We start from the raw sequence: 18,217 nt of genomic DNA on the forward strand, positions 1-18,217 counted from the left end.
ACACGCGTTGGGAGGGTTTCGACTATGAAAGCGGTTGTTGGATCAGTGGTGGCAGCGGTGGCAGCGTCCGTGTGCTGCATCGGGCCGGTGGTGGCCGCAGCCATCGGCGCGGGCGCCCTTGGCGCGGCCAGTACGCGCCTAGAGCCATATCGGCCGTGGTTTCTCGGACTGACGGTCATCTTGCTGGGCATGGCGTTCGTGACCACGTACCGTCGCGAGCCGGCAACCTGTGCGGACGGAAGCTGCGCGCCTTCCTCGCGGCGAACCGCGAAGATCGTCCTGTGGGTGGCGGTCGTGGTGGTCGGCTTGCTGGCGACGTTCCCTTATTACGTGAAGTGGCTGGTTTAGATTCCCGTTGAGGAGGACAGACATGCGAACGATAGGTGTTGTGACAGCGGTATTCGTCGTGACCTTGGCAGGTGCCGGACTACTGACGACGACTCTCGCGCAGAATCAGAAACCCGCAAGCAGCACACAGGTCGTGACCTTGACACACGCACGGCCGACGTGAAGTTCGATCCCTCGAAGACCAACGCCGAGGCGATTGCGAACGCCATCACAAAGGCAACGGGATTCAAAACCGAGGCGCCGAAAAGCGGGAAGAACAAAACGTAAAGCGGTTGCAGCGCCTCGACCTCAGCGCACGCAGAACGATGGTCCGTCGCCACGTGGGGCTGGTGGCCCAGCTTTTGCCGCCGACGTCACGACGGGGCGAGCACTTCGCGAGCCGATCGGCTTGGTGAGGTGTGCATGTGTGCCCGCCTGTACCTGCGAGGAGCATCACGGAGGAGGAGTATCACGGAGATGGAAAAGCACAGAGTGGAGCTTGCCATTGAGGGCATGACCTGCGATCACTGCGCGGTGACGATCCAGCGGGCGCTCACTGATGTGCGCTCGTGGATGCGGTCGAGCAGGCCGGCTACCGGGCGTCGGTTGTCGAGCGGCCGAACTCCAAGGCGTCACGGCCGAGTGCGCCGCACCTGTCATCCGGCCGTACGCCCGACGTCATCGTGCTCGGCGGGGGATCGGCCGGATTTGCCGCATCGATCCGTGCGGCCGATCTCGGCGCGCGCGTCACGCTCATGGAAGGCAGCACGCTGGGGGGCACCTGCGTGAACGTTGGATGCGTGCCGTCGAAAACGCTGATCCGCGCCGCGGAAGTTCAGCGTCGCGCCGCGCATCATCCGTTCGACGGCGTGCGCACAGCGGCGCGGGCGCCCGAGTTTCCAAAAGTGATGGCGCAAAAGGATGCGCTCGTGACCGCACTGCGCCAGGAGAAGTACTGGGACGTGCTTTCCGCGTACCCGAACGTTACCTTGTGCCAGGGCCGCGGCATGGTCAACCGCGACTTGTCGATCACCGTCGACGGCGAAGTACTGAAGCCGGGACGCCTCATCGTCACAACGGGCGCGTCGCCGTGGGCACCGCCAATCCCCGGACTGGCCGACGCTGGCTCCTTGACGAGCACCGAAGCGCTGGCCCTCACGAAGCGCCCGGTCTCGATAATCGTGATCGGTGGTAGTGCCGTCGGCCTCGAGATCGCGCAACTCTACGCGCGGCTCGGCACGTGTGTCACCGTGCTCGAGGCGATGCCGACGCTCGTGCCGGCGGAAGATGGCGAGATCGGCACGGCGCTCGCCGGTTACCTGCGCGAGGAAGGACTTGAGGTCCGAACCGGATTGTCGATTGGTCGCGTCAGCCGCGCCAGTGGTGGATACACCGTGGAGGCCACGACGGACGGACGTGCGGAGACGTTCACAGCCGAGCAACTGCTCGTCGCCACAGGCCGGCGCGCGAACACGCGCGGCTTCGGCCTTGAAGAAGCGGGCGTCGAGCTTGGCAAGAAGGGTGAAATCCGGGTGAACGAACACTTGCAGACGTCACGGTCCGAAGTGTATGCGGCCGGCGACGTCATCGGCGACCCGATGTTCGTCTACGTTGCGGCGTACGGCGGCAATCTGGCCGCGGACAACGCGCTGAACGGCAACTCACGACGCTACGACCTCTCCGCGCTGCCGCGCGTAACGTTTACCGACCCACAGGTCGCGTCTGTCGGACTCACGGAAGAGGAGGCGCGAAACAAGGGCATCGAGCTGGCGACGTCGAAGCTGCCGCTGTCGCATGTGCCGCGGGCCCTGGCGGCTCGCGAGACGCGCGGCTTCATCAAGCTGGTCGCGGACCGGCGCACGAACCGGCTCGTGGGCGCGCATATCCTGGCCACCGAGGCGGGCGAAATGATTCAGGAACCGACGCTGGCGATAAAGTACGGGATCAGCATCGACGATCTGGCCGCGGCGTTCCATCCGTATCTCACCCTAGCGGAAGGCGTCAAGCTCGCCGCGCAAACCTTCACGAAAGACGTGAAGAAGCTCTCGTGCTGCGCGGCGTGATTCTCGCCTAACCGCAAGAGCGCCTCAGACGTTTTCGTCAGATGGAACGCCGCGCACACGCGCGGCGCTCAACGCCCATGCCAGTCCATACCGACGCTGAACCCGCCCCACCGCTAGGCGCGCTTCACCTCATTGGTCACGGCGAGGCGTTCGGCTGGCCCGGCCTCGAGCCCCGCTGGGCACCTGGCGCCAAGCAAGGCGTGGGGACGGCCCGTTCCGACGGATCCCGCGTCTGGTTCACGATTGCCGAGGGCGTCCTCACCGAGATCTTCTATCCCTATGTCGACGTCGCCAACTCGCGCGATCTACAGTTCCTGGTGACCGACGGCGAGACGTTCTTTCACGAGGATCGCCGCGACCTCCGGCACACGGTCAGCTATGCCGATCAGCGCGCACCCGCGTACCTCGTCGCCAGCGTCGACCCACGCGGCGATTACCTCCTCTCGAAGATCATCATCTGCGACCCCGACGCGGACGCGGTGGTGATGCGGGTCCGCTTCGAGCCGCTGACGGAGCGGGCGAACTCGTATCAGCTCTATCTGCTGTTCGCGCCCCAGATCGGCAACCGCGGTTACGGCAATGCCGCTCGGGTTGTGGGCTGCGGGTCGCATCGATTCCTTGTCGCATCGAGGGACAAGGTCGTCGCTGCGGTTGCCGCTTCGGTGGGATTCCGTAGGGCGTCCGCGGGTTTCGTGGGCCATTCTGACGGCTGGCAAGACCTCCACGGTAATCTCCGGATGGATTGGACGTTCGCCACGGCGACCGACGGCCATGTCGCATTGACGGGCGAGATCGATCTGCGCAAGCACAGGGACTTCAGCGTGGCCGTGGCTTTCGGCCACACGGACGAGGACGCGTGTCGCGCTGCGCTGGAGTCATCGCATAAACCCTCCGCCGATCTGCTGGCGCGGTACGCCGGCGAGTGGCATCGCTGGTGCGCGGGCCTTGCGGATCTCCGCCGCGAAGCGCGGGATGCGGGGCGCACGTTCTGCACGGGCGCGATGGTGCTGCAGATGCATCAGGACAAGACGCACGCCGGCGCCGGTGTGGCGTCACTCGCGATCCCGTGGGGAGAGTTGGCCGGGGACGCCAACGCGGGCGGCTACCATCTGGTCTGGCCGCGCGATCTCTACAAGACGGCCATGGGGTTTCTCGCGATCGACGACGCCGGCTCGGTCCTGCGCATCCTGCGATATCTCGAGCGCACGCAGGCCGCGGACGGTCACTGGCCGCAGAACTTCTGGCTCGATGGCACCCCGTACTGGCAGGCCGTGCAGCTCGATGAAACGTCGTACCCGATCATTCTCGCGTGGCGCCTCTCCACGCTCGGAGCCATTCCGGCCGGCGAGACGATCGAGATGGTGCGCCGTGCCGCCGCGTATCTGCTCCGGAACGGTCCGGTCACCGAGCAGGAGCGCTGGGAAGAGAACAGCGGCTTTTCGCCCGCCACCATCGCGGCAGTTGTCGCCGCACTTATCTGCGCGGCCGAGCTCCTGGACGGGTCGGGCGGCCGCCGGGATGTGGGGTATCTGCGCGAGATTGCTGATGCGTGGAACGCGCAAATCGAGCGCTGGACGTACACGCAGTGTAGCGCGCTCCTGCCCGGCCATCCCGAACACTACGAGCGAATCGCGACGATCGCTCCCTCGGCGCTCGATCCCTTGGACGCAGAGTGCCGCGTGTTTCTACCGATCCAGAATCTGCCACCGTCAGCGCAGCCTTCCATCTCGCAGTGCTGTGTCATCGACGGCGGCTTCCTCGACCTGGTTCGCTTCGGCCTGCGGGCTGCCAACGATCCGCACGTGCTCAAGACGCTGGCCGTCTATGACGCCGTGTTGCGGGTCGACACGCGCGTTGGCCCGGTGTGGCATCGCTACAACTACGACGGATATGGAGAGAAGGCCGACGGTTCGCCGTACGATGGCACAGGCATCGGTCGAGGATGGTCATTGCTGACTGGCGAGCGCGGACAGTACGAGCTCGCGGCAGGCCGATCGGCAGACCTGCACATCGAAGCGATGGAACGATTCGCGAACGATGGCGGCATGATTCCCGAGCAAGTGTGGGATGCGGACGATGTGCCCGAGCGAGGGTTACGAAACGGGAAGGGCACCGGCTCGGCCACGCCGCTCGTGTGGGCGCATGCCGAGTACTTGATGCTGCTTCGCTCGAAGCGCGACAGGCAGCCGTTCGAGCGTGTGGAGCCTGTGTACGAACGCTTCGTGCGCCAGCAGCAGCGCTCGATGCTCCAGATCTGGCGCTTCAACTTGCCTGTGCCGACGATCGCGGCGCATGAACGGCTTCGATTGCAGGTCGACGCGCCCGCTATCGTCCACTGGAGCGCAGACGGCTGGATAACAGTTCACGACACGCCAACGGAGCCGACCGGCTTCGGCGTCCACGTCTTTGACTTCCCGCGAGATGCGTACACGGGAAGCGACCTCGTCTTCACGTTCTACTGGCCGGAGGCCGACCGTTGGGAAGGTCGTGACTTCGTCGTGACGCTGCGTGGCGACGAAGAAGACGTGAATGCCGCTGAAACGCGCGCGGCCGATGCCGAACTGAACAATCGTTCATGAATCGAGCTGCGTGGCCGTGACAGACCGCAAATCTTGCAAGCAGGGTCAAGCCTCGCGCCCAGCCCCCAGGCCCGGACGCCCGTCCCAAGCGCGACGGTCACGGCCACCTGGCAATTCGCGATCTTCCCGCGCGCCCCACAGTACTGCCGCGCGACGCCGACCGAGGCCGTGCCCTGTTTCGGAAAGCTCGTGCCGTCGAGAATCAGGATGCCCGTGCGCTTCCGGAACCACCGCGCGAACTCGCTTCCAGAGCGATTCGGCGTCCCACAGCGCATGCGTGATGAAATGCTGGAACGCCTGATAGGTGCCAGGTCAGCAAACGCCGCAGCCACGCACTCGCCGTGCGATCCAGCACTGCGATGCAGCGTGGCGGAACTGTGAAAAAAGTACAATGACCTCAAAAGTGATCACTCGCGGATTCCCGCAGGAATTCGTTAAAGTGACAAAGTAGTACGAGGGTCAGGGTCAGAAAAGATGAGCGAGAGGACGTTCCGCGCGGCGTCGCCGTTTTCGTTACCGGACAACCGCGGCGTCGTTCACACGCTCGAGGAGTTCCTGCAGCGCGGCCCCGTGCTGCTCGCCTTTCACCGCGGCACGTGGTGACCGAATTGCCGGCGCCAGTTCGGCGCTCTTGCACACAACAGCGCGGCCTATCTCGAGCGGGGCGTCACGACGGTTGCAGTCGTCGCGCAGAAATCGAGCGCCGTCGTGAATTTCCTCAACGCCAACCCGCTGCCCTTCCACGTGCTGATAGACGAGTCGCGCGACGTCCTGCGCGCGTACGGCGTGTGGCACCGCGTGGGGATCGATGCCTGGAACATCGCCCGCCCCGCGCCGTTCCTGATCGCGCGCGACAGGCGCGTGGTGAGGAGGTTCGCGGCGACACGGCAGGATCAGTTTCCGAGCCACGCGACAATCCTCGCCTGGCTCGAGGCTCTATGAATTTGAGGCCGGGCGCGGTCACTACCGCCCGAAGCGCGCCGCGACCGCCTCCCAATTCACGACGTTCCACCACGCGCCGCAGTAGTCCGCGCGGCGGTTCTGATATTTCAGGTAGTAGGCGTGCTCCCACACGTCCAGCCCCATGACGGGCTTCTTCCCCTCCATCATCGGGTTGTCCTGGTTCGGCGTGCTCTCGATCGCGAGCTTGCCGCCGGCATCCACCAGCCAGGCCCAGCCGCTGCCGAAGCGCCCGAGCGCCGCCTTGTTGAACTGGTCCTTGAACGCGTCGAACCCGCCGAAGGTCGAGTCGATGGCATCGGCCAGCGCGCCCTTCGGCCCGCCGCCCGCGTTGGGCGCCATGATTTCCCAGAACATCGTGTGGTTCACGTGGCCGCCGCCGTTGTTGCGCACCGCCGTCCGGATGTCCTCGGGCACCGAGTTGATGCCGCGCACCAGGTCGTCAACCGACTTCCCCGACAGCTGCGGATGCTTTTCCAGCGCGGCGTTCAGGTTGGTCACGTACGTGCCGTGATGCTTGTCGTGATGAATCCGCATCGTCTGCTCGTCGATGTGCGGCTCGAGGGCGTTGTACGCGTACGGCAGCGGGGGCAATTCGAAAGGCACGGGCAGCTCCTCCATCCTCAAATTCTCAAATTTCAAGCATCCGATCGAGCGCACGCTTCGCCTGCGACCTGATCGGCTCCGGCACCACGATCTCGTTGTGCACGCGGCCATCCACGAGGCCTTCGAGCACCCACAGCAGGTGATTCGGCGACACGCGGAACATCGTCGAGCAGAGACAGCCGAACGGATCGAGCGTTTCGACGGCCTTGTCCGGCGCCACTTCCTGCGCCAGGCGCGACACCAGATGGATCTCGGTGCCCACCGCCCACACCGTGCCCTTCGGGCTGTTCTTCACCGTGCGGATGATGTGTTCCGTCGAGCCGCTGTCGTCGGCCGCCTGCACGACGTCCCACGTGCACTCCGGGTGCACGATGACGCGACCTTCCGGATGCCTCCGGCGGAACGCTTCGATCTGCCTCGTGTTAAAGCGCGTGTGGACCGAGCAGTGCCCCTTCCAGAGCAGCAGGCGCGCGTTGGCCACCGCTTCCGGCGTGAGCCCGCCCCAGATTTCGTTCGGATCCCACACCACCATCCGATCGAGCGGCACGCCCATCTTGTACGCCGTGTTCCGGCCCAGGTGCTGGTCCGGCAGCATGAGCACTTTCCCGCCGCGGTCCCACGCCCACTTCATCACGCCCGCCGCGTTGGTCGACGTGCAGACGACGCCCCCCCGCCCGCCGCAGAACGCCTTGATGGCCGCGCTGGAGTTGATGTAGGTCACCGGCACGATCCGATCGTGGTCGATGCCCATCTCCTCCAGCTCGCGCCAGCACATCTCGAGCTGATCGGGCGCCGCCATGTCCGCCATCGAGCAGCCGGCCGCCAGGTCCGGCAGGATGACGCGCTGGCGGGGGGCGCTGATGATGTCGGCGCTCTCCGCCATGAAGTGCACGCCGCAGAAGACGATGAACTCGGCCTCGCCGCGGGTGGCCGCCTCGCGCGCGAGCTTCAACGAGTCGCCGGTGTAGTCGGCGAACTTGATGACCTCGCTGCGCTGGTAGTGGTGGCCGAGGATGACGACGCGCGAGGCCAGCTTCGCCCGCGCCGCGACGATGCGCCGGTCCATTTCCTCGTCCGAAAGGCCGAGGTATTGCGGCGGGAGCGGCTGGCGCTCGCCGATGCCGGCTTTCTCGTGTTCGATCAGGAGCTCGATGTCCATTGGTTCTCAGCCAGGATGCTGCGGGTCGGCCGAAGCTTCCGCGAAGGCGGAAAGGTCCGCGCCACAGACACCACCCGGAACCTCTTATTGTACCGCAGATGCGACGGGGGTCTCGTCGTACTCCGGCCCGCGGACGACGTTGTAGAGGGTGTCGCGCTCGACCGGCTCGCGGCCCGCTGCGCGGATGAGCCTGCGGATGTCCGCGGTGGACAGCGCCTCGGGCGTGCGCGCGCCGGCCATGTGGTAGATGCGCTCCTCCTGCACGGTGCCGTCGAGGTCGTCCACGCCGAACCAGAGCGACGTCTGGGCGAGGTCGACACCGGTGGCGATCCAGAACGCCTTGACGTGAGGGATGTTGTCGCACACCAGGCGCGCGACGGCGTGCACGCGCAAGGTGTCTGACGCCGAGGGGGCCGGCAGCTTGCGCATCTGGTTGTTGTCGGGATGAAACGCGAGCGGGATGAACGCCTGGAAGCCGCCGGTCTCGTCCTGCAGCGCGCGCGCGCGCAGCATGTGATCCACGCGCTCCTCCATCGTCTCGATGTGCCCGTAGAGCATCGTCACGTTCGACCGCATGCCGAGGCCGTGCGCGAGGCGGTGGATCGCGAGGTAGCGGTCCCCGTCGCACTTGTCGTGGCAGATCTTCCGGCGCACGCGCTCGGCGAAAATCTCGGCGCCGCCGCCCGGCAGCGAGTCCAGCCCGGCGTCGGCCAGCTCGCGCAGCACGCGCTGGTCGGTCATGCCGTACAGGTCCGCGAAAAACGCGATCTCCACCGCGGTGAAGCATTTCAAGTGGATGTCGGGGCGGATCCGCTTGAAGCCGCGGAGCAGGTCCGTGTAGTAGTCGAACGGCAGGTCGGGATGCAGGCCGTTGACCACGTGGATCTCGGTGAGCGGCTGGTCGGCGCGGACGCGAAGCTTCTCCCACGCCTGCTCCAGGCTCATCGTGTAGGCGTGATCGTCGCCCGGCTTGAGGCGCGCGAACGAGCAGAACAGGCAGTTGGCGACGCAGACGTTGGTCGCCTCGATGCGGATGTTGTGGTTGTAATAGGCGCGCGCGCCGTGCAGCCGCTCGCGTTCGCGATTCGCCAGCCAGGCCACCGCGAGGAGGTCGGGCGATTCGAACAGCCGGACGCCGTCGGCGAGCGTCAGCCGCTCGCGCGCCTCGAGCTTCTCCGCGATGTCGAGGATGCCGGCGGCTGCCAGGCGGCTATGCAACGCCCATCACCTGCACGCGGATCGTGCGAGTACGCGGCCCGTCGAGTTCCGCCGCCAGGACGCGCTGCCACTGCCCGAGCGCGATTTCACCGCCCGAGATCTGCAGCGTCACGCTGTGGCCGAGCAGGAGCGAGCGCAGGTGCGAATCGGCGTTCGCGCGATCGCAATCCGAGTGGCTGGGGTCGTTGTGCTGCCACTTCTCGGTCTGGTCGACCAGCGACTCGATGTAGCGCTTCATGTCGGCGAACAGCGCCGGCTGCGACTCGTTGACGAAGACCGACAGCGTCGTGTGCATGGACCAGATGCTCGCCAGGCCTTCGCGAATGCCGGCGGCGCGCACGATCCGCATCACGCGCTCCGTGACGTCCGCGATCTCGATGCGCTCGCGCGACTCGAACGAGAACGTCTCGGCGTGGATGCGCAGGCCTCCGGCCGTGACGACGTCGGTTACCGGCGTCGCACGCACCGTCGGCGTGGAGGTCCGTGTCATGCCAGTCCCTGATTCTGCCATGCTATACTCGCGGTGACAACTCAACCGGCTCTCCGCCCCGCGGCCACGCGAAGTGGGTGTGAATCCCACACGGTGCCGCCACTGTGAGCGGGCAGCGGTCTCCCAGGCGCGGCCATGCAGCCGCGCAGCCACTGTGCATCGGCATGGGAAGGCGGGACGGCCGCGATTGATCCAAACGATCAATGCCCCGCAAGTCAGGATACCTGGTCGTCAGGGGCGCTTCTCGATCGGCGCGAGATCACGCCGAAGGAGGCGCACATGCACCGTCCAGCTCGTTTTTCCTTTTTCCTTTCTTCTTTTGCCTTGGCGTTCTCGATCGCGAGCGTCGCGAGCGCCGCGTCGATTCGCGGCGCGGTCCGCGACCCCGACGGCGCGGCGGTCGCGCACGCGCACGTCCTCGTCACCGCACGGGGCGCGGTCGTCGCCACGACGACGACGGATGCGGCCGGCGCGTTCGAGGCGCGGGATCTCGCGGCCGATCGGTACGAGCTGCTCGTCGTGCGGGAGGGGTTCCGCGCCGCGCCGCTGGCGCTCGACCTGGCCGCGCACGACGACCGATCCGTGACCGTCACGCTGCAGCTCAGCGCCGTGAGCGAGTCCATCGTCGTCTCGGCGGCGCACGTCGACCAGCCGCTCTCGCGCACGCCGGCCAGCACGACCGTCGTCACGCGCGGGGATCTGCGCAGCTTTCAGCACGAGAGCGTCGCGAGCGCGCTCCGGCGCGTGCCCGGGGTGTCCGTGGCGCGCAACGGCGGCGAGGGCGCGGTCACGAGCCTCTTCTCGCGCGGCGGCGAGTCGGACTTCACCGCCGTGGTGATTGACGGCGTGCCGGTCAATACCTTCGGCGGCAGCTTCAACTTCGGGAATCTCACGACCGGGAATGTCGAACGCGTGGAGGTGGTGAGGGGGCCGCAAAGCGCCCTGTGGAGCGGCGGGGCGATCGGGGGAGTCGTGCAGGTCGTGACACGCCCCGAGGCACGGCGCCTGCTCGACGCCTCGGCGGAGGCCGGCTCGCGCGAGTCGAGACGGGCCGCCGCGGGCGGCGCGTTTCCCATCGGCGCGTGGCGGCTCTCGGCGGGCGGCGGCCGCGCCGCGTCTGACGGCTTCACCGGCGGCGCGCGAAACGGCGAGACGGTGAGCAACGACGACTGGACATCCGAGCACGCGAGCGCCGGCGTCCGCCACGAGGGGGTGACGCGCGCCCAGATCACGTCGCGGCTGGAGCGGAGCGAGCGCGGCAGCCCGGGACCCTTCGGCTCCGATCCCGGCGGCACGTACTCCGGCATCGATCGCGTCTCGCGCGGCAGGAATCGAGCCGCTCTGCTCGGCGGCTCCCTCGCGCGCGCGTTCTCGCGCGTTCGCCCGGGTGTCCGGGCGTCCTGGTATCGCCTCGAGAGCGACTTCGACAGCCCGTTCGGGACGTCCGAGTCCGCATCGCGCCGGCTGACGGCTCGCGCCGACGCCGACGTGCGCCTTGCCGATTCCCTCGACGCCACCGTCGGCGCCGAGTTCCTGCGCGAGGAGGCGACGAGCACGTTCATCACCGGGTCGACGGGCGCGACGATCCCCGTGAAACGCAGCATCGAATCGGCGTTCGCCGAAGCGAGGTACGACGCCGGCGCGCTCGTCGTCACCGGCGGCGCGCGTGTCGAGCGGATCGCACGCAGGCGGCTCGATGAAGATCCCAACCCATTCTCTCCGCGGCCGGTGCTGCCCGACGACACGACGACCGCGGTCACGCCGCGTGTATCGGCCGCGTGGTTTGCGCGTCCGGCCAACCAGGACGGAGAGTGGACCCGCCTGCGCGCCAGCGCGGGGCTCGGCATCCGCCCTCCGGACGCGTTCGAGCTGGCGTTCACGGACAACCCGGGACTGAAACCGGAGCGCACGCGGAGCGTCGAGGCAGGCGTGGAGCACGCGCTGGCCGGCGGCCTGCTGGTGGCCGAGGCGACCGCGTTCGCCAACCGGTACTCCGATCTCATCGTGACGGTCGGCCGGTCGCTTGCTGACGCCAGCCGCTACCAGAGCGACAACATCTCGAACGCTCGCGCGCGCGGCGTGGAGTTGCTGGTCAGCGGGCGCACCCGTGGATCAATCCGCGTCTCGGCGTCCTACACCTTCCTGGATACGGACGTTCTCGCCGTCGATCGGCTTGGCGTCGCGCCGCCGCCGTTCAAGCCCGGCGACGCCCTCCTGCGACGCCCGCGCCACCAGCTGTGGGCGGACGCGATCTGGCGGCGCGGCGCGGCGAGCGCATTCCTCACCGCCGGCGCGCGCGGCCGCACGCTGGACGTCGATCCGAGCTGGGGCGCGTTCGGCGGCCTCTTCGAGAACCCGGGATATGCATCCGTTGACGCGGGCGGCGGCTGGCGCGTGACGGCCGCGCTCGAGGTGTTCGGCCGCGTCACCAATCTCTTCGACCGTCGCTACGAGGACGTGCTCGGCTTTCCCGCCGCGCGCCGCAGCGCGTACGTCGGCGTGCGGTTTCCCGGCCGCTGAGCCACGCCATGCTCGCAGCCGACGACGTCTCCTTTGCGTACGAACGCGGCGCCCCCGTGCTCCGGGGCGTCACGATCGGAGCCGCGCCGGGGGAGATTGTCGGGATCCTCGGACCGAACGGGTCCGGCAAGACGACGCTCCTGAAGGTGCTGGCCGGCCTGGTGCGCCCGCAGGCGGGGCGCGTGCTGCTCGACGGGCGGCCGCTCGCCTCGCTCCATCGGCGCGCCATCGCACAACGCATGAGCGTCGTGCCGCAGGAAACCCGCCTGGCGTTCGATTACTCCGTGCTCGAAGTGGTCCTGATGGGGCGCTACGCGCACCTCGGCGCGTTCGAGCTCGAAGGGCCGGACGACTTTGCCGCCGCGCGCGCGGCGCTCGCGATGACGGGGACGGCGGCGTTCGAGCGCCGCCCGTTCGAGTCGCTCAGCGGCGGTGAAAAACAGCGGGTGATCATCGCCGCGGCCCTCGCCCAATTGAGTGTAGCCGCCGGCCTTCAGGCCGGCGGATCAACCAGTCTGCCCGGCGGCGGATCAACCTACCTTCTTCTCGATGAGCCCACCGCGTCGCTCGACCTCGGCTACCAGCTCGAGGTGCTCGCGGTGCTGCGCCGGCTTCACCGCGAGCGCCGCCCCGGCATCATCGTCTCGATCCACGATCTCAACCTGGCCGCGGCGTTGTGCAGCCGGCTCGTCCTCCTGCGGGACGGGCGCGTCCTGGCCGACGGCGCGACGCGCGACGTGCTGACGCCCGAACACGTCCGCGAGTTGTACGGCGTGGACGTGGAGGTCGTTCCCCACGAAGGGGCGGGTCATCCGGTCGTGGTGCCGCTGGCGCGTGCAGGAGGACGCAGCGGGCCATGACCCGGGCGCGGCTGCTGCGGGTGTGCGTGCTGTTCGGCGTGCCTGCCGCGATCGTGTGCGTGCTCGCGCCGACCCTGGGCAGCGTGCAGGTGAGCCTGCCGCGCGCGCTCGACGCGTCGATCCCCTTCGAGCGCAACATTGACGCGCAGATCCTGTTTGTCGCCAGGCTTCCGCGCCTCCTCGCCGGCATCGTCGTCGGCGCGGCGCTCGCCACCGCGGGCGTGGTGTTCCAGGGGCTGCTGCGAAATCCGCTGGCAACGCCGTTCACTTTGGGGGTGTCTTCCGGCGCGGCGCTGGGCGCCATGCTCGCGATCACGTTTCACTGGACGGTCGCGACGGGACCGTTCTCCGCCGTGCCCCTCGCGAGCTTTGCCGGCTCCCTGGTGGCGGTCCTGGTCGTGTACGCGCTGGCGGCCGCGCGCGCGCGCCGCGGCCTCTCCACCAACGTGCTGCTGCTCGCGGGGGTGACGCTCAACGCGTTCTTCTCCGCGCTGATCCTGTTCATCCAGTACTTCGCGGACTTCGCCGACGCGTTTCGCGCCATTCGCTGGCTGATGGGGGACCTCGACGTCGGCAGCTACCAGCCGATCGTGGCGGCGCTGCCCCTGCTGGCGATCGCGGGCCTCGCGTTCGCGTGGCTGCCGAAGGCGCTGAACGTGCTGACGCTCGGGCCGGATGCCGCCGAGGCCCGCGGCGTCAGCGTCACCGGCGCGCAGCGCGTCGCGTTCTTCAGCGCGTCGCTCGCGACCGGGGCGGCTGTGTCGATCGGCGGCCCGATCGGCTTTATCGGGATCATCGTGCCGCACCTGGTGCGGCTCATGGTCGGCGCCGACCACCGGGTCGTGATGCTCGCGTCGGCCATGTTCGGCGCCGCGTTTCTCGTGGCCTGCGACACCATCGCGCGCACCATCATCGCGCCGATTGAACTGCCCGTCGGCGTTGTCACCGCGCTCATCGGAGGCCCGTTCTTCCTGTGGCTGCTCATCTCCAAGCGGTAGCGCGCGCCGCCCGCTCGCTCGGCACGCTCGTCGCGATTTCGTACCTGGCCTTTGGGTACCTGGCCTCTGGTACCTGGTACCTGGTACCTGTATCCGCGCAGCCGGCCCCCCGCCGCGTCGTCTCCCTCGTCCCCAACGTCACGGAGATGATCTTCGCCATCGGCGCCGGCGATCGCCTGGTGGGCGTCTCCAGCTTCGATGCGTATCCGCCGGACGTGAACCGGATCGCCCGCGTCGGCGGGCTGCTGGACCCGGACCTCGAGCGCATCTTCGCGCTGCGCCCGGCGCTGGCCGTCATCTACGGCTCGCAGCAGGACCTGCGGCGGCAGCTCGAGCGCGCGGGCATTGCCACCTACGCGTACCGGCACGGCGGCGTCGCTGACGTGCCGCGGACGATGCGCGAGCTGGGCGTCAGGCTCGGCGTGCGAGAGTCCGCGGAGCGCGCCGCCGCGAGCCTCGAGTCGGGGCTGCACGCCGTGCGGGCGCGCGTGGCGGGGCGCCCGCGCCCGCGCGTGATGCTGGTGTTCGGCCGCGAGAAGGGGGCGCTGCGATCGATTTACGCGAGCGGAGGCCGCGGCTTTCTGCACGACCTGGTGGAGATTGCCGGTGGCGATGATGTCTTTGCGGATATCGATCGCGAATCGGTGCAGGCCACGGTGGAGCTCGTCCTCGGACGGTCGCCGGAGGTCATCGTGGAGATCCACGGCGGCGAAGTGCTGAGCGAGGCGGCTGCGGCGCGCGAAGCGCAGGTGTGGTCGGCGCTCGCCGGCCTCCCGGCGGTGCGCCGCCAGCGCGTCCACGTCCTCTCGGGCCAGGAGCTCGTCACCGCCGGCCCGCGGCTGGTGCGGGCCGCCGAGCGCCTCGCGCGCGCGATCCATCCCGAGGCGCACGGTCGCTGACCACAAAGGCCACGAAGCGCACCAAGGAGCACACGACGGCCTCGAAAAGAACCCGTCGTGGCCTGCTTCGTGTTCTTCGTGGCCTTCGTGGTGTATCGGCGTCGTCTCACACGAACTCGACCGGCACCCGCTTCGGGATGAGGCCCTTGTCGAACGACTCCTCGAACAAGCGCTTCACCGCCGCGCGGCCGCGGTCGCCGTAGTCCAGCGTGAGATCGTTGACGTACATCCCCACGAAGCGATCGGTCCGCTGCGTGTCGAGGCCGCGCCCGAACCGCTGCGCGTAGGTCACCGCGTCCTGCCGGTGCGCGAGCGCGTACGCGATGCTGTCGTGCAGCAGGCGGGAGACTTCGCGGATCGCCTCCGCCCCGAGGTCTCGACGGATCACGTTTCCGCCGAGCGGCAGCGGCAGCCCGCCGGTCCGGTCCGCCCACCACTCGCCGAGGTCCACGATCTTCTGCAGCCCCTCTTCGGCGTAGGTAAGCTGCCCCTCGTGGATCAGCAGCCCGGCCTGCGCGCGGCCGTCGCGCACCGCGTTCTGGATCTCATCGAATGGCATGACGTCGTACTCGACGTCCGGGCGATACAGGCGCAGGGCGAGAAACGCGGTCGTCAGCGTGCCCGGGATCGCCACCTTCACACCGTCGAGCGAAGAGGGGCCGCCGCGGCGCGTCACGAGCACGGGGCCGTACCGATCGCCCATGCTCGCGCCGTGCGGCAGCAGCGCGTACGTGTCGAAGAGGTGCGCGTACGCGTGGAAGGAGACCGCCGTGACCTCGTAGCGTCCCTGGAACGCCGCGCGATTCAGCGACTCGATGTCGGACAGGACCTGGCCGATTTCGTACGTGTCGGATCCGATCGCTCCGCTCGCCAGGCCGTAGAACATGAACGCGTCGTCGGAATCAGGGCTGTGGGCCACCACGATTTTCATGACCCTGCCAGTTTATCCCACGACTTGCGATTCAGCCTCCGCGCCGGAACGGACGTACGCGAGCCACTCTTCGGAGCGCGGGTGCTCACCGCGGACCACCGCGTGATACGCCTGCTGGAGCTGCCGCGTGATGGGCCCCGTCCGGCCTGATCCGATGCGACGGAAGTCCACCTCGCGAAGGCCGATCACCTCCGCCGCGGTGCCACAGACGAAGATCTCGTCGGCGCGGTACAGATCGTCGCGGCTCACCGGCTGCTCCACCACGGGCAGGCCGGCGTCGCCGGCGAGCGTGATGATCGCGTCGCGCGTCAGGCCCTCGAGAATCGCCGAGGTCGGCGGCGTGAGCAGGCGGCCGCGGTTGACGACGAAGATGTTTTCGCCGGTGCACTCCGCCACGTAACCTTGCGGATCCAGCAGGATCGCCTCGTCGAAGCCGAGCCTGACCGACTCGGTCTTCGCGAGCACCGAGTTCACGTAGTTGCCCGAGATCTTGGCCTTCGTCATCGCGACGTTGGGATGCAGCCGCGTGAACGACGAGATGTTCGCCCGGACCCCCTGCTCGAGCGCGTCCGCGCCGAGATACGTATCCCAGCGCCACACGGCAATGGTGCAGCGCGGCACGCCGGTATCGACCGTCAGGTTCCAGCCGCCGTCGGCCAGGTAGACGAGCGGGCGAATGTAGCATTCCTCGAAACCGCTGGCGAGGATCGTCTCGTGCGTGGCCTGCGCCAGCTCCGCGGGCGTGTAGCCCAGCTCGCGGAAGCCGAGGATCGCGGCCGAGTCGGCGAGCCGCGCCATGTGTTCCTGCAGCCGGAACACCGCGGGACCCCGCCGCGTGGCGTAGCAGCGGATGCCCTCGAACACGGCAACGCCGTAGTGCAGGGCGGGCGTGAGCACGGGGACGGTCGCCTGCTCGGGAGGCACCAGCCGTCCGTCCATCCAGACATGCGCGGACCGCATGACGCCCTACACTCCGGCCACGCCGGCCGCAGATGGCGATTGCGGCCGCGTGCCGGCGGGAGTGACGGTCACCGGTTTGACGAACGGCATCATCGCGCGGAGCGTCGCGCCGACCTGCTCGAGCAGCTGATCCTGCTGGCGCGCCCGCTCGGCGCTGAACCACGGCCGGCCCGCCTCGTTCTCGTGGACCCACCGCCGCGCGTAGCTGCCGTCGCGCACCTCGTCGAGCAGCGCGCGCATCGCGCGGCGCGTGTCATCCGTGACGATGCGCGGGCCGCCGGTATAGTCGCCGTGCTCCGCCGTGTCGCTCACGGAGTACCGCATGTAGTTGAGGCCGCCGCGGTACATCAGGTCCACGATCAGTTTCAGCTCGTGCAGGCACTCGAAGTACGCGATCTCGGGCTGGTAGCCGGCCTCGACCAGCGTCTCGAATCCGGCGCGCACCAGCGCGCTGACGCCGCCGCACAGCACCGCCTGCTCGCCGAAGAGATCCGTCTCGGTCTCCTCCGCGAAGGTCGTTTCGATGACGCCGGCACGCGTCGCGCCGAGCGCGCGGGCGTACGACAAGGTCAGCGCCTTGGCGCGGCCCGTCGCGTCCTGGTGCACCGCGAGCAGCGCCGGCGTGCCTCCCCCTTCCACGAAGACCTCGCGCAGGCGGTGGCCCGGCGTCTTGGGGGCGACCATCGTCACGTCGATGCCCGGCCCCGGCACGATCGTCCCGAACCGGACGTTGAACCCGTGCGCGAACATCAACATCTTTCCAGGTGCGAGGTGCGGCGCGATCGACTCCCGATAGACCTGCGGCTGCGACGTGTCCGGGACGAGCATCATCACCACGTCCGCCCACGTCGCGACCTCCGCCGGCGTGCCGACGGTGAGGCCCGCCGCGGTCGCGGCGGCACGCGATGCGCTCGCGGGCGCCAGCCCGACGCGGACCGTCACGCCGCTGTCGTGCAGGTTCAGCGCGTGCGCGTGCCCCTGCGATCCGTAGCCGATGATCCCCACCTTGCGCCCGCGGATGAGCGAAAGATCCGCCGAGTCGTCGTAATACATCGTCGCCATTGTTCCTGCTCCTACACTGAACACGAGATGCCGGGCGTCTCAACCGGCGCCTGGCCGGGCAGCTGGCGCGGCCCCTCCGCCCGTGCCGCCGGGCGCGCGCCGCGCGCGATCGCGATCCGCCCGGTTCTCACCAGCTCCAGCACGCCGTACGGCCGCAGCACCTCCACGAGCCCGTCCACCTTGTCTTCCGTCCCGGTGATCTCGATCACCAGCGAGTCGGGCGCCACGTCCACGATGCGCGCCCGGAACACCTCGGCGAGCTGGACGACGGACGATCGCGTCTGCTCGGTGGCGGCAACCTTGACGAGGGCCATGTCGCGCACGATCGACGGCGAGGTCGTGATGTTCTGCACCTGCAGCACGTTGAGGAGCTTGTACAGGTTGGCTTCGATCCGCCTCGCGCCGTCCGCGTCCGTGTCCACGACGATCGTCATCCGCGAGACGTCGGGCTGCTCGGAGCGGCCGACGGCCAGCGAGATGATGTTGAACGCGCGCCGCCGGATCAGCGACGCCACGCGATCGAGCGATCCGGGTTTGTCTTCGACGTGAACGGACAGCGTGACAGCCACTCGTTCCTCCTGACTT

15 protein-coding genes, 2 pseudogenes and 1 riboswitch are annotated in these 18,217 nt (G+C 68.3%); of the genes and pseudogenes, 8 read left to right on the forward strand and 9 right to left on the reverse strand.

What is annotated here, in order from left to right; all coding sequences use genetic code 11:
• From HYU53_14070 to HYU53_14080, 3 genes are all read left to right on the forward strand, one after another.
• The coding region (locus tag HYU53_14070) for a mercury transporter MerT (protein MBI2222320.1) at positions 1-348 on the forward strand (348 nt) is incomplete at its 5' end.
• A gap of 632 nt (positions 349-980) precedes the next feature.
• Positions 981-2,390 carry a mercury(II) reductase gene (gene merA / locus HYU53_14075; GenBank protein ID MBI2222321.1) on the forward strand — a complete coding sequence of 470 codons (1,410 nt, stop codon included), beginning with the start codon at positions 981-983 and terminating at the stop codon, positions 2,388-2,390.
• Positions 2,391-2,467: 77 nt separating this feature from the next.
• Complete coding sequence (locus HYU53_14080) at positions 2,468-4,969, forward strand: glucan 1,4-alpha-glucosidase (protein ID MBI2222322.1); 2,502 nt, start codon at positions 2,468-2,470, stop codon at positions 4,967-4,969.
• A gap of 92 nt (positions 4,970-5,061) precedes the next feature.
• On the opposite strand, the pseudogene HYU53_14085 reads toward HYU53_14080, so the two are convergent.
• A pseudogene (locus tag HYU53_14085) lies at positions 5,062-5,178 on the reverse strand (transposase).
• A 400-nt stretch (positions 5,179-5,578) separates the two neighbouring features.
• Here HYU53_14085 and HYU53_14090 point away from each other — a divergent pair.
• Positions 5,579-5,911 (forward strand): annotated as a pseudogene (locus tag HYU53_14090) (redoxin domain-containing protein).
• Between the two features lie 21 nt (positions 5,912-5,932).
• Here the strand turns inward: HYU53_14090 and HYU53_14095 are convergent.
• The 4 genes from HYU53_14095 to HYU53_14110 all read right to left on the reverse strand — a co-directional run bounded on the left by HYU53_14095 (position 5,933) and on the right by HYU53_14110 (position 9,402).
• Positions 5,933-6,535 carry a superoxide dismutase gene (locus HYU53_14095; protein MBI2222323.1) on the reverse strand — a complete coding sequence of 201 codons (603 nt, stop codon included), beginning with the start codon at positions 6,533-6,535 and terminating at the stop codon, positions 5,933-5,935.
• Positions 6,536-6,560: 25 nt separating this feature from the next.
• Complete coding sequence (gene nadA, locus HYU53_14100) at positions 6,561-7,694, reverse strand: quinolinate synthase NadA (GenBank protein ID MBI2222324.1); 1,134 nt, start codon at positions 7,692-7,694, stop codon at positions 6,561-6,563.
• Between the two features lie 84 nt (positions 7,695-7,778).
• Positions 7,779-8,912, reverse strand: coding sequence for an aminofutalosine synthase MqnE (gene mqnE, locus HYU53_14105; protein MBI2222325.1), 1,134 nt, complete (start codon positions 8,910-8,912; stop codon positions 7,779-7,781).
• Positions 8,905-9,402: a YjbQ family protein gene (locus tag HYU53_14110; protein MBI2222326.1), complete on the reverse strand. Its 498-nt coding sequence runs from the start codon at positions 9,400-9,402 to the stop codon at positions 8,905-8,907. The genes mqnE and HYU53_14110 overlap by 8 nt, the downstream gene beginning before the upstream one ends.
• Positions 9,403-9,472: 70 nt before the next feature.
• Positions 9,473-9,625: riboswitch (cobalamin riboswitch) on the forward strand.
• 56 nt (positions 9,626-9,681) lie between these two features.
• On the opposite strand from HYU53_14110, the gene HYU53_14115 reads away from it, so the two are divergent.
• From HYU53_14115 to HYU53_14130, 4 genes are read left to right on the forward strand one after another with little or no spacing between them, the layout of a single operon-like run.
• Entirely contained in the window at positions 9,682-11,922 is a 2,241-nt protein-coding gene (locus HYU53_14115) for a TonB-dependent receptor (protein ID MBI2222327.1), read from the forward strand.
• An 8-nt stretch (positions 11,923-11,930) separates the two neighbouring features.
• Complete coding sequence (locus HYU53_14120; protein MBI2222328.1) at positions 11,931-12,782, forward strand: ABC transporter ATP-binding protein; 852 nt, start codon at positions 11,931-11,933, stop codon at positions 12,780-12,782.
• Complete coding sequence (locus HYU53_14125) at positions 12,779-13,780, forward strand: iron ABC transporter permease (protein ID MBI2222329.1); 1,002 nt, start codon at positions 12,779-12,781, stop codon at positions 13,778-13,780. The genes HYU53_14120 and HYU53_14125 overlap by 4 nt, the downstream gene beginning before the upstream one ends.
• A complete protein-coding gene (locus HYU53_14130) occupies positions 13,756-14,679 on the forward strand; it encodes an ABC transporter substrate-binding protein (protein MBI2222330.1) in 924 nt (307 codons plus the stop codon). Before HYU53_14125 ends, HYU53_14130 begins: the two co-directional genes overlap by 25 nt.
• A gap of 106 nt (positions 14,680-14,785) precedes the next feature.
• Here HYU53_14130 and HYU53_14135 read toward each other — a convergent pair whose 3' ends face one another.
• The 4 genes from HYU53_14135 to ilvN are packed head-to-tail and all read right to left on the reverse strand — an operon-like array spanning position 14,786 to position 18,201.
• On the reverse strand, positions 14,786-15,610 hold the full coding sequence (locus HYU53_14135) for an ABC transporter substrate-binding protein (GenBank protein MBI2222331.1): 825 nt from the start codon (positions 15,608-15,610) through the stop codon (positions 14,786-14,788).
• A 12-nt stretch (positions 15,611-15,622) separates the two neighbouring features.
• Positions 15,623-16,570 (reverse strand): branched-chain amino acid transaminase, encoded by a 948-nt coding sequence (locus HYU53_14140; protein ID MBI2222332.1) that lies wholly within the window; start codon positions 16,568-16,570, stop codon positions 15,623-15,625.
• A 6-nt stretch (positions 16,571-16,576) separates the two neighbouring features.
• On the reverse strand, positions 16,577-17,632 hold the full coding sequence (gene ilvC / locus HYU53_14145) for a ketol-acid reductoisomerase (GenBank protein ID MBI2222333.1): 1,056 nt from the start codon (positions 17,630-17,632) through the stop codon (positions 16,577-16,579).
• An 11-nt stretch (positions 17,633-17,643) separates the two neighbouring features.
• Positions 17,644-18,201, reverse strand: a complete 558-nt coding sequence (gene ilvN / locus HYU53_14150; GenBank protein MBI2222334.1) for an acetolactate synthase small subunit — start codon at positions 18,199-18,201, stop codon at positions 17,644-17,646.
• Positions 18,202-18,217: the final 16 nt, after the last annotated feature.

It is taken from the genome of Acidobacteriota bacterium, from assembly GCA_016184105.1.
In the GTDB taxonomy this organism is placed as follows: Bacteria; Acidobacteriota; Vicinamibacteria; order Vicinamibacterales; family 2-12-FULL-66-21; genus JACPDI01.

Coding starts and splice junctions, on each gene's coding strand:
- HYU53_14140 (MBI2222332.1), bottom strand. CDS start 16,570: ATGCGGTCCGCGCATGTCTGGATGGACGGACGGCTGGTGCCTCCCGAG.
- nadA (MBI2222324.1), bottom strand. CDS start 7,694: ATGGACATCGAGCTCCTGATCGAACACGAGAAAGCCGGCATCGGCGAG.
- HYU53_14115 (MBI2222327.1), top strand. CDS start 9,682: ATGCACCGTCCAGCTCGTTTTTCCTTTTTCCTTTCTTCTTTTGCCTTG.
- HYU53_14125 (MBI2222329.1), top strand. CDS start 12,779: ATGACCCGGGCGCGGCTGCTGCGGGTGTGCGTGCTGTTCGGCGTGCCT.
- HYU53_14120 (MBI2222328.1), top strand. CDS start 11,931: ATGCTCGCAGCCGACGACGTCTCCTTTGCGTACGAACGCGGCGCCCCC.
- HYU53_14080 (MBI2222322.1), top strand. CDS start 2,468: ATGCCAGTCCATACCGACGCTGAACCCGCCCCACCGCTAGGCGCGCTT.
- ilvC (MBI2222333.1), bottom strand. CDS start 17,632: ATGGCGACGATGTATTACGACGACTCGGCGGATCTTTCGCTCATCCGC.
- HYU53_14135 (MBI2222331.1), bottom strand. CDS start 15,610: ATGAAAATCGTGGTGGCCCACAGCCCTGATTCCGACGACGCGTTCATG.
- HYU53_14110 (MBI2222326.1), bottom strand. CDS start 9,402: ATGACACGGACCTCCACGCCGACGGTGCGTGCGACGCCGGTAACCGAC.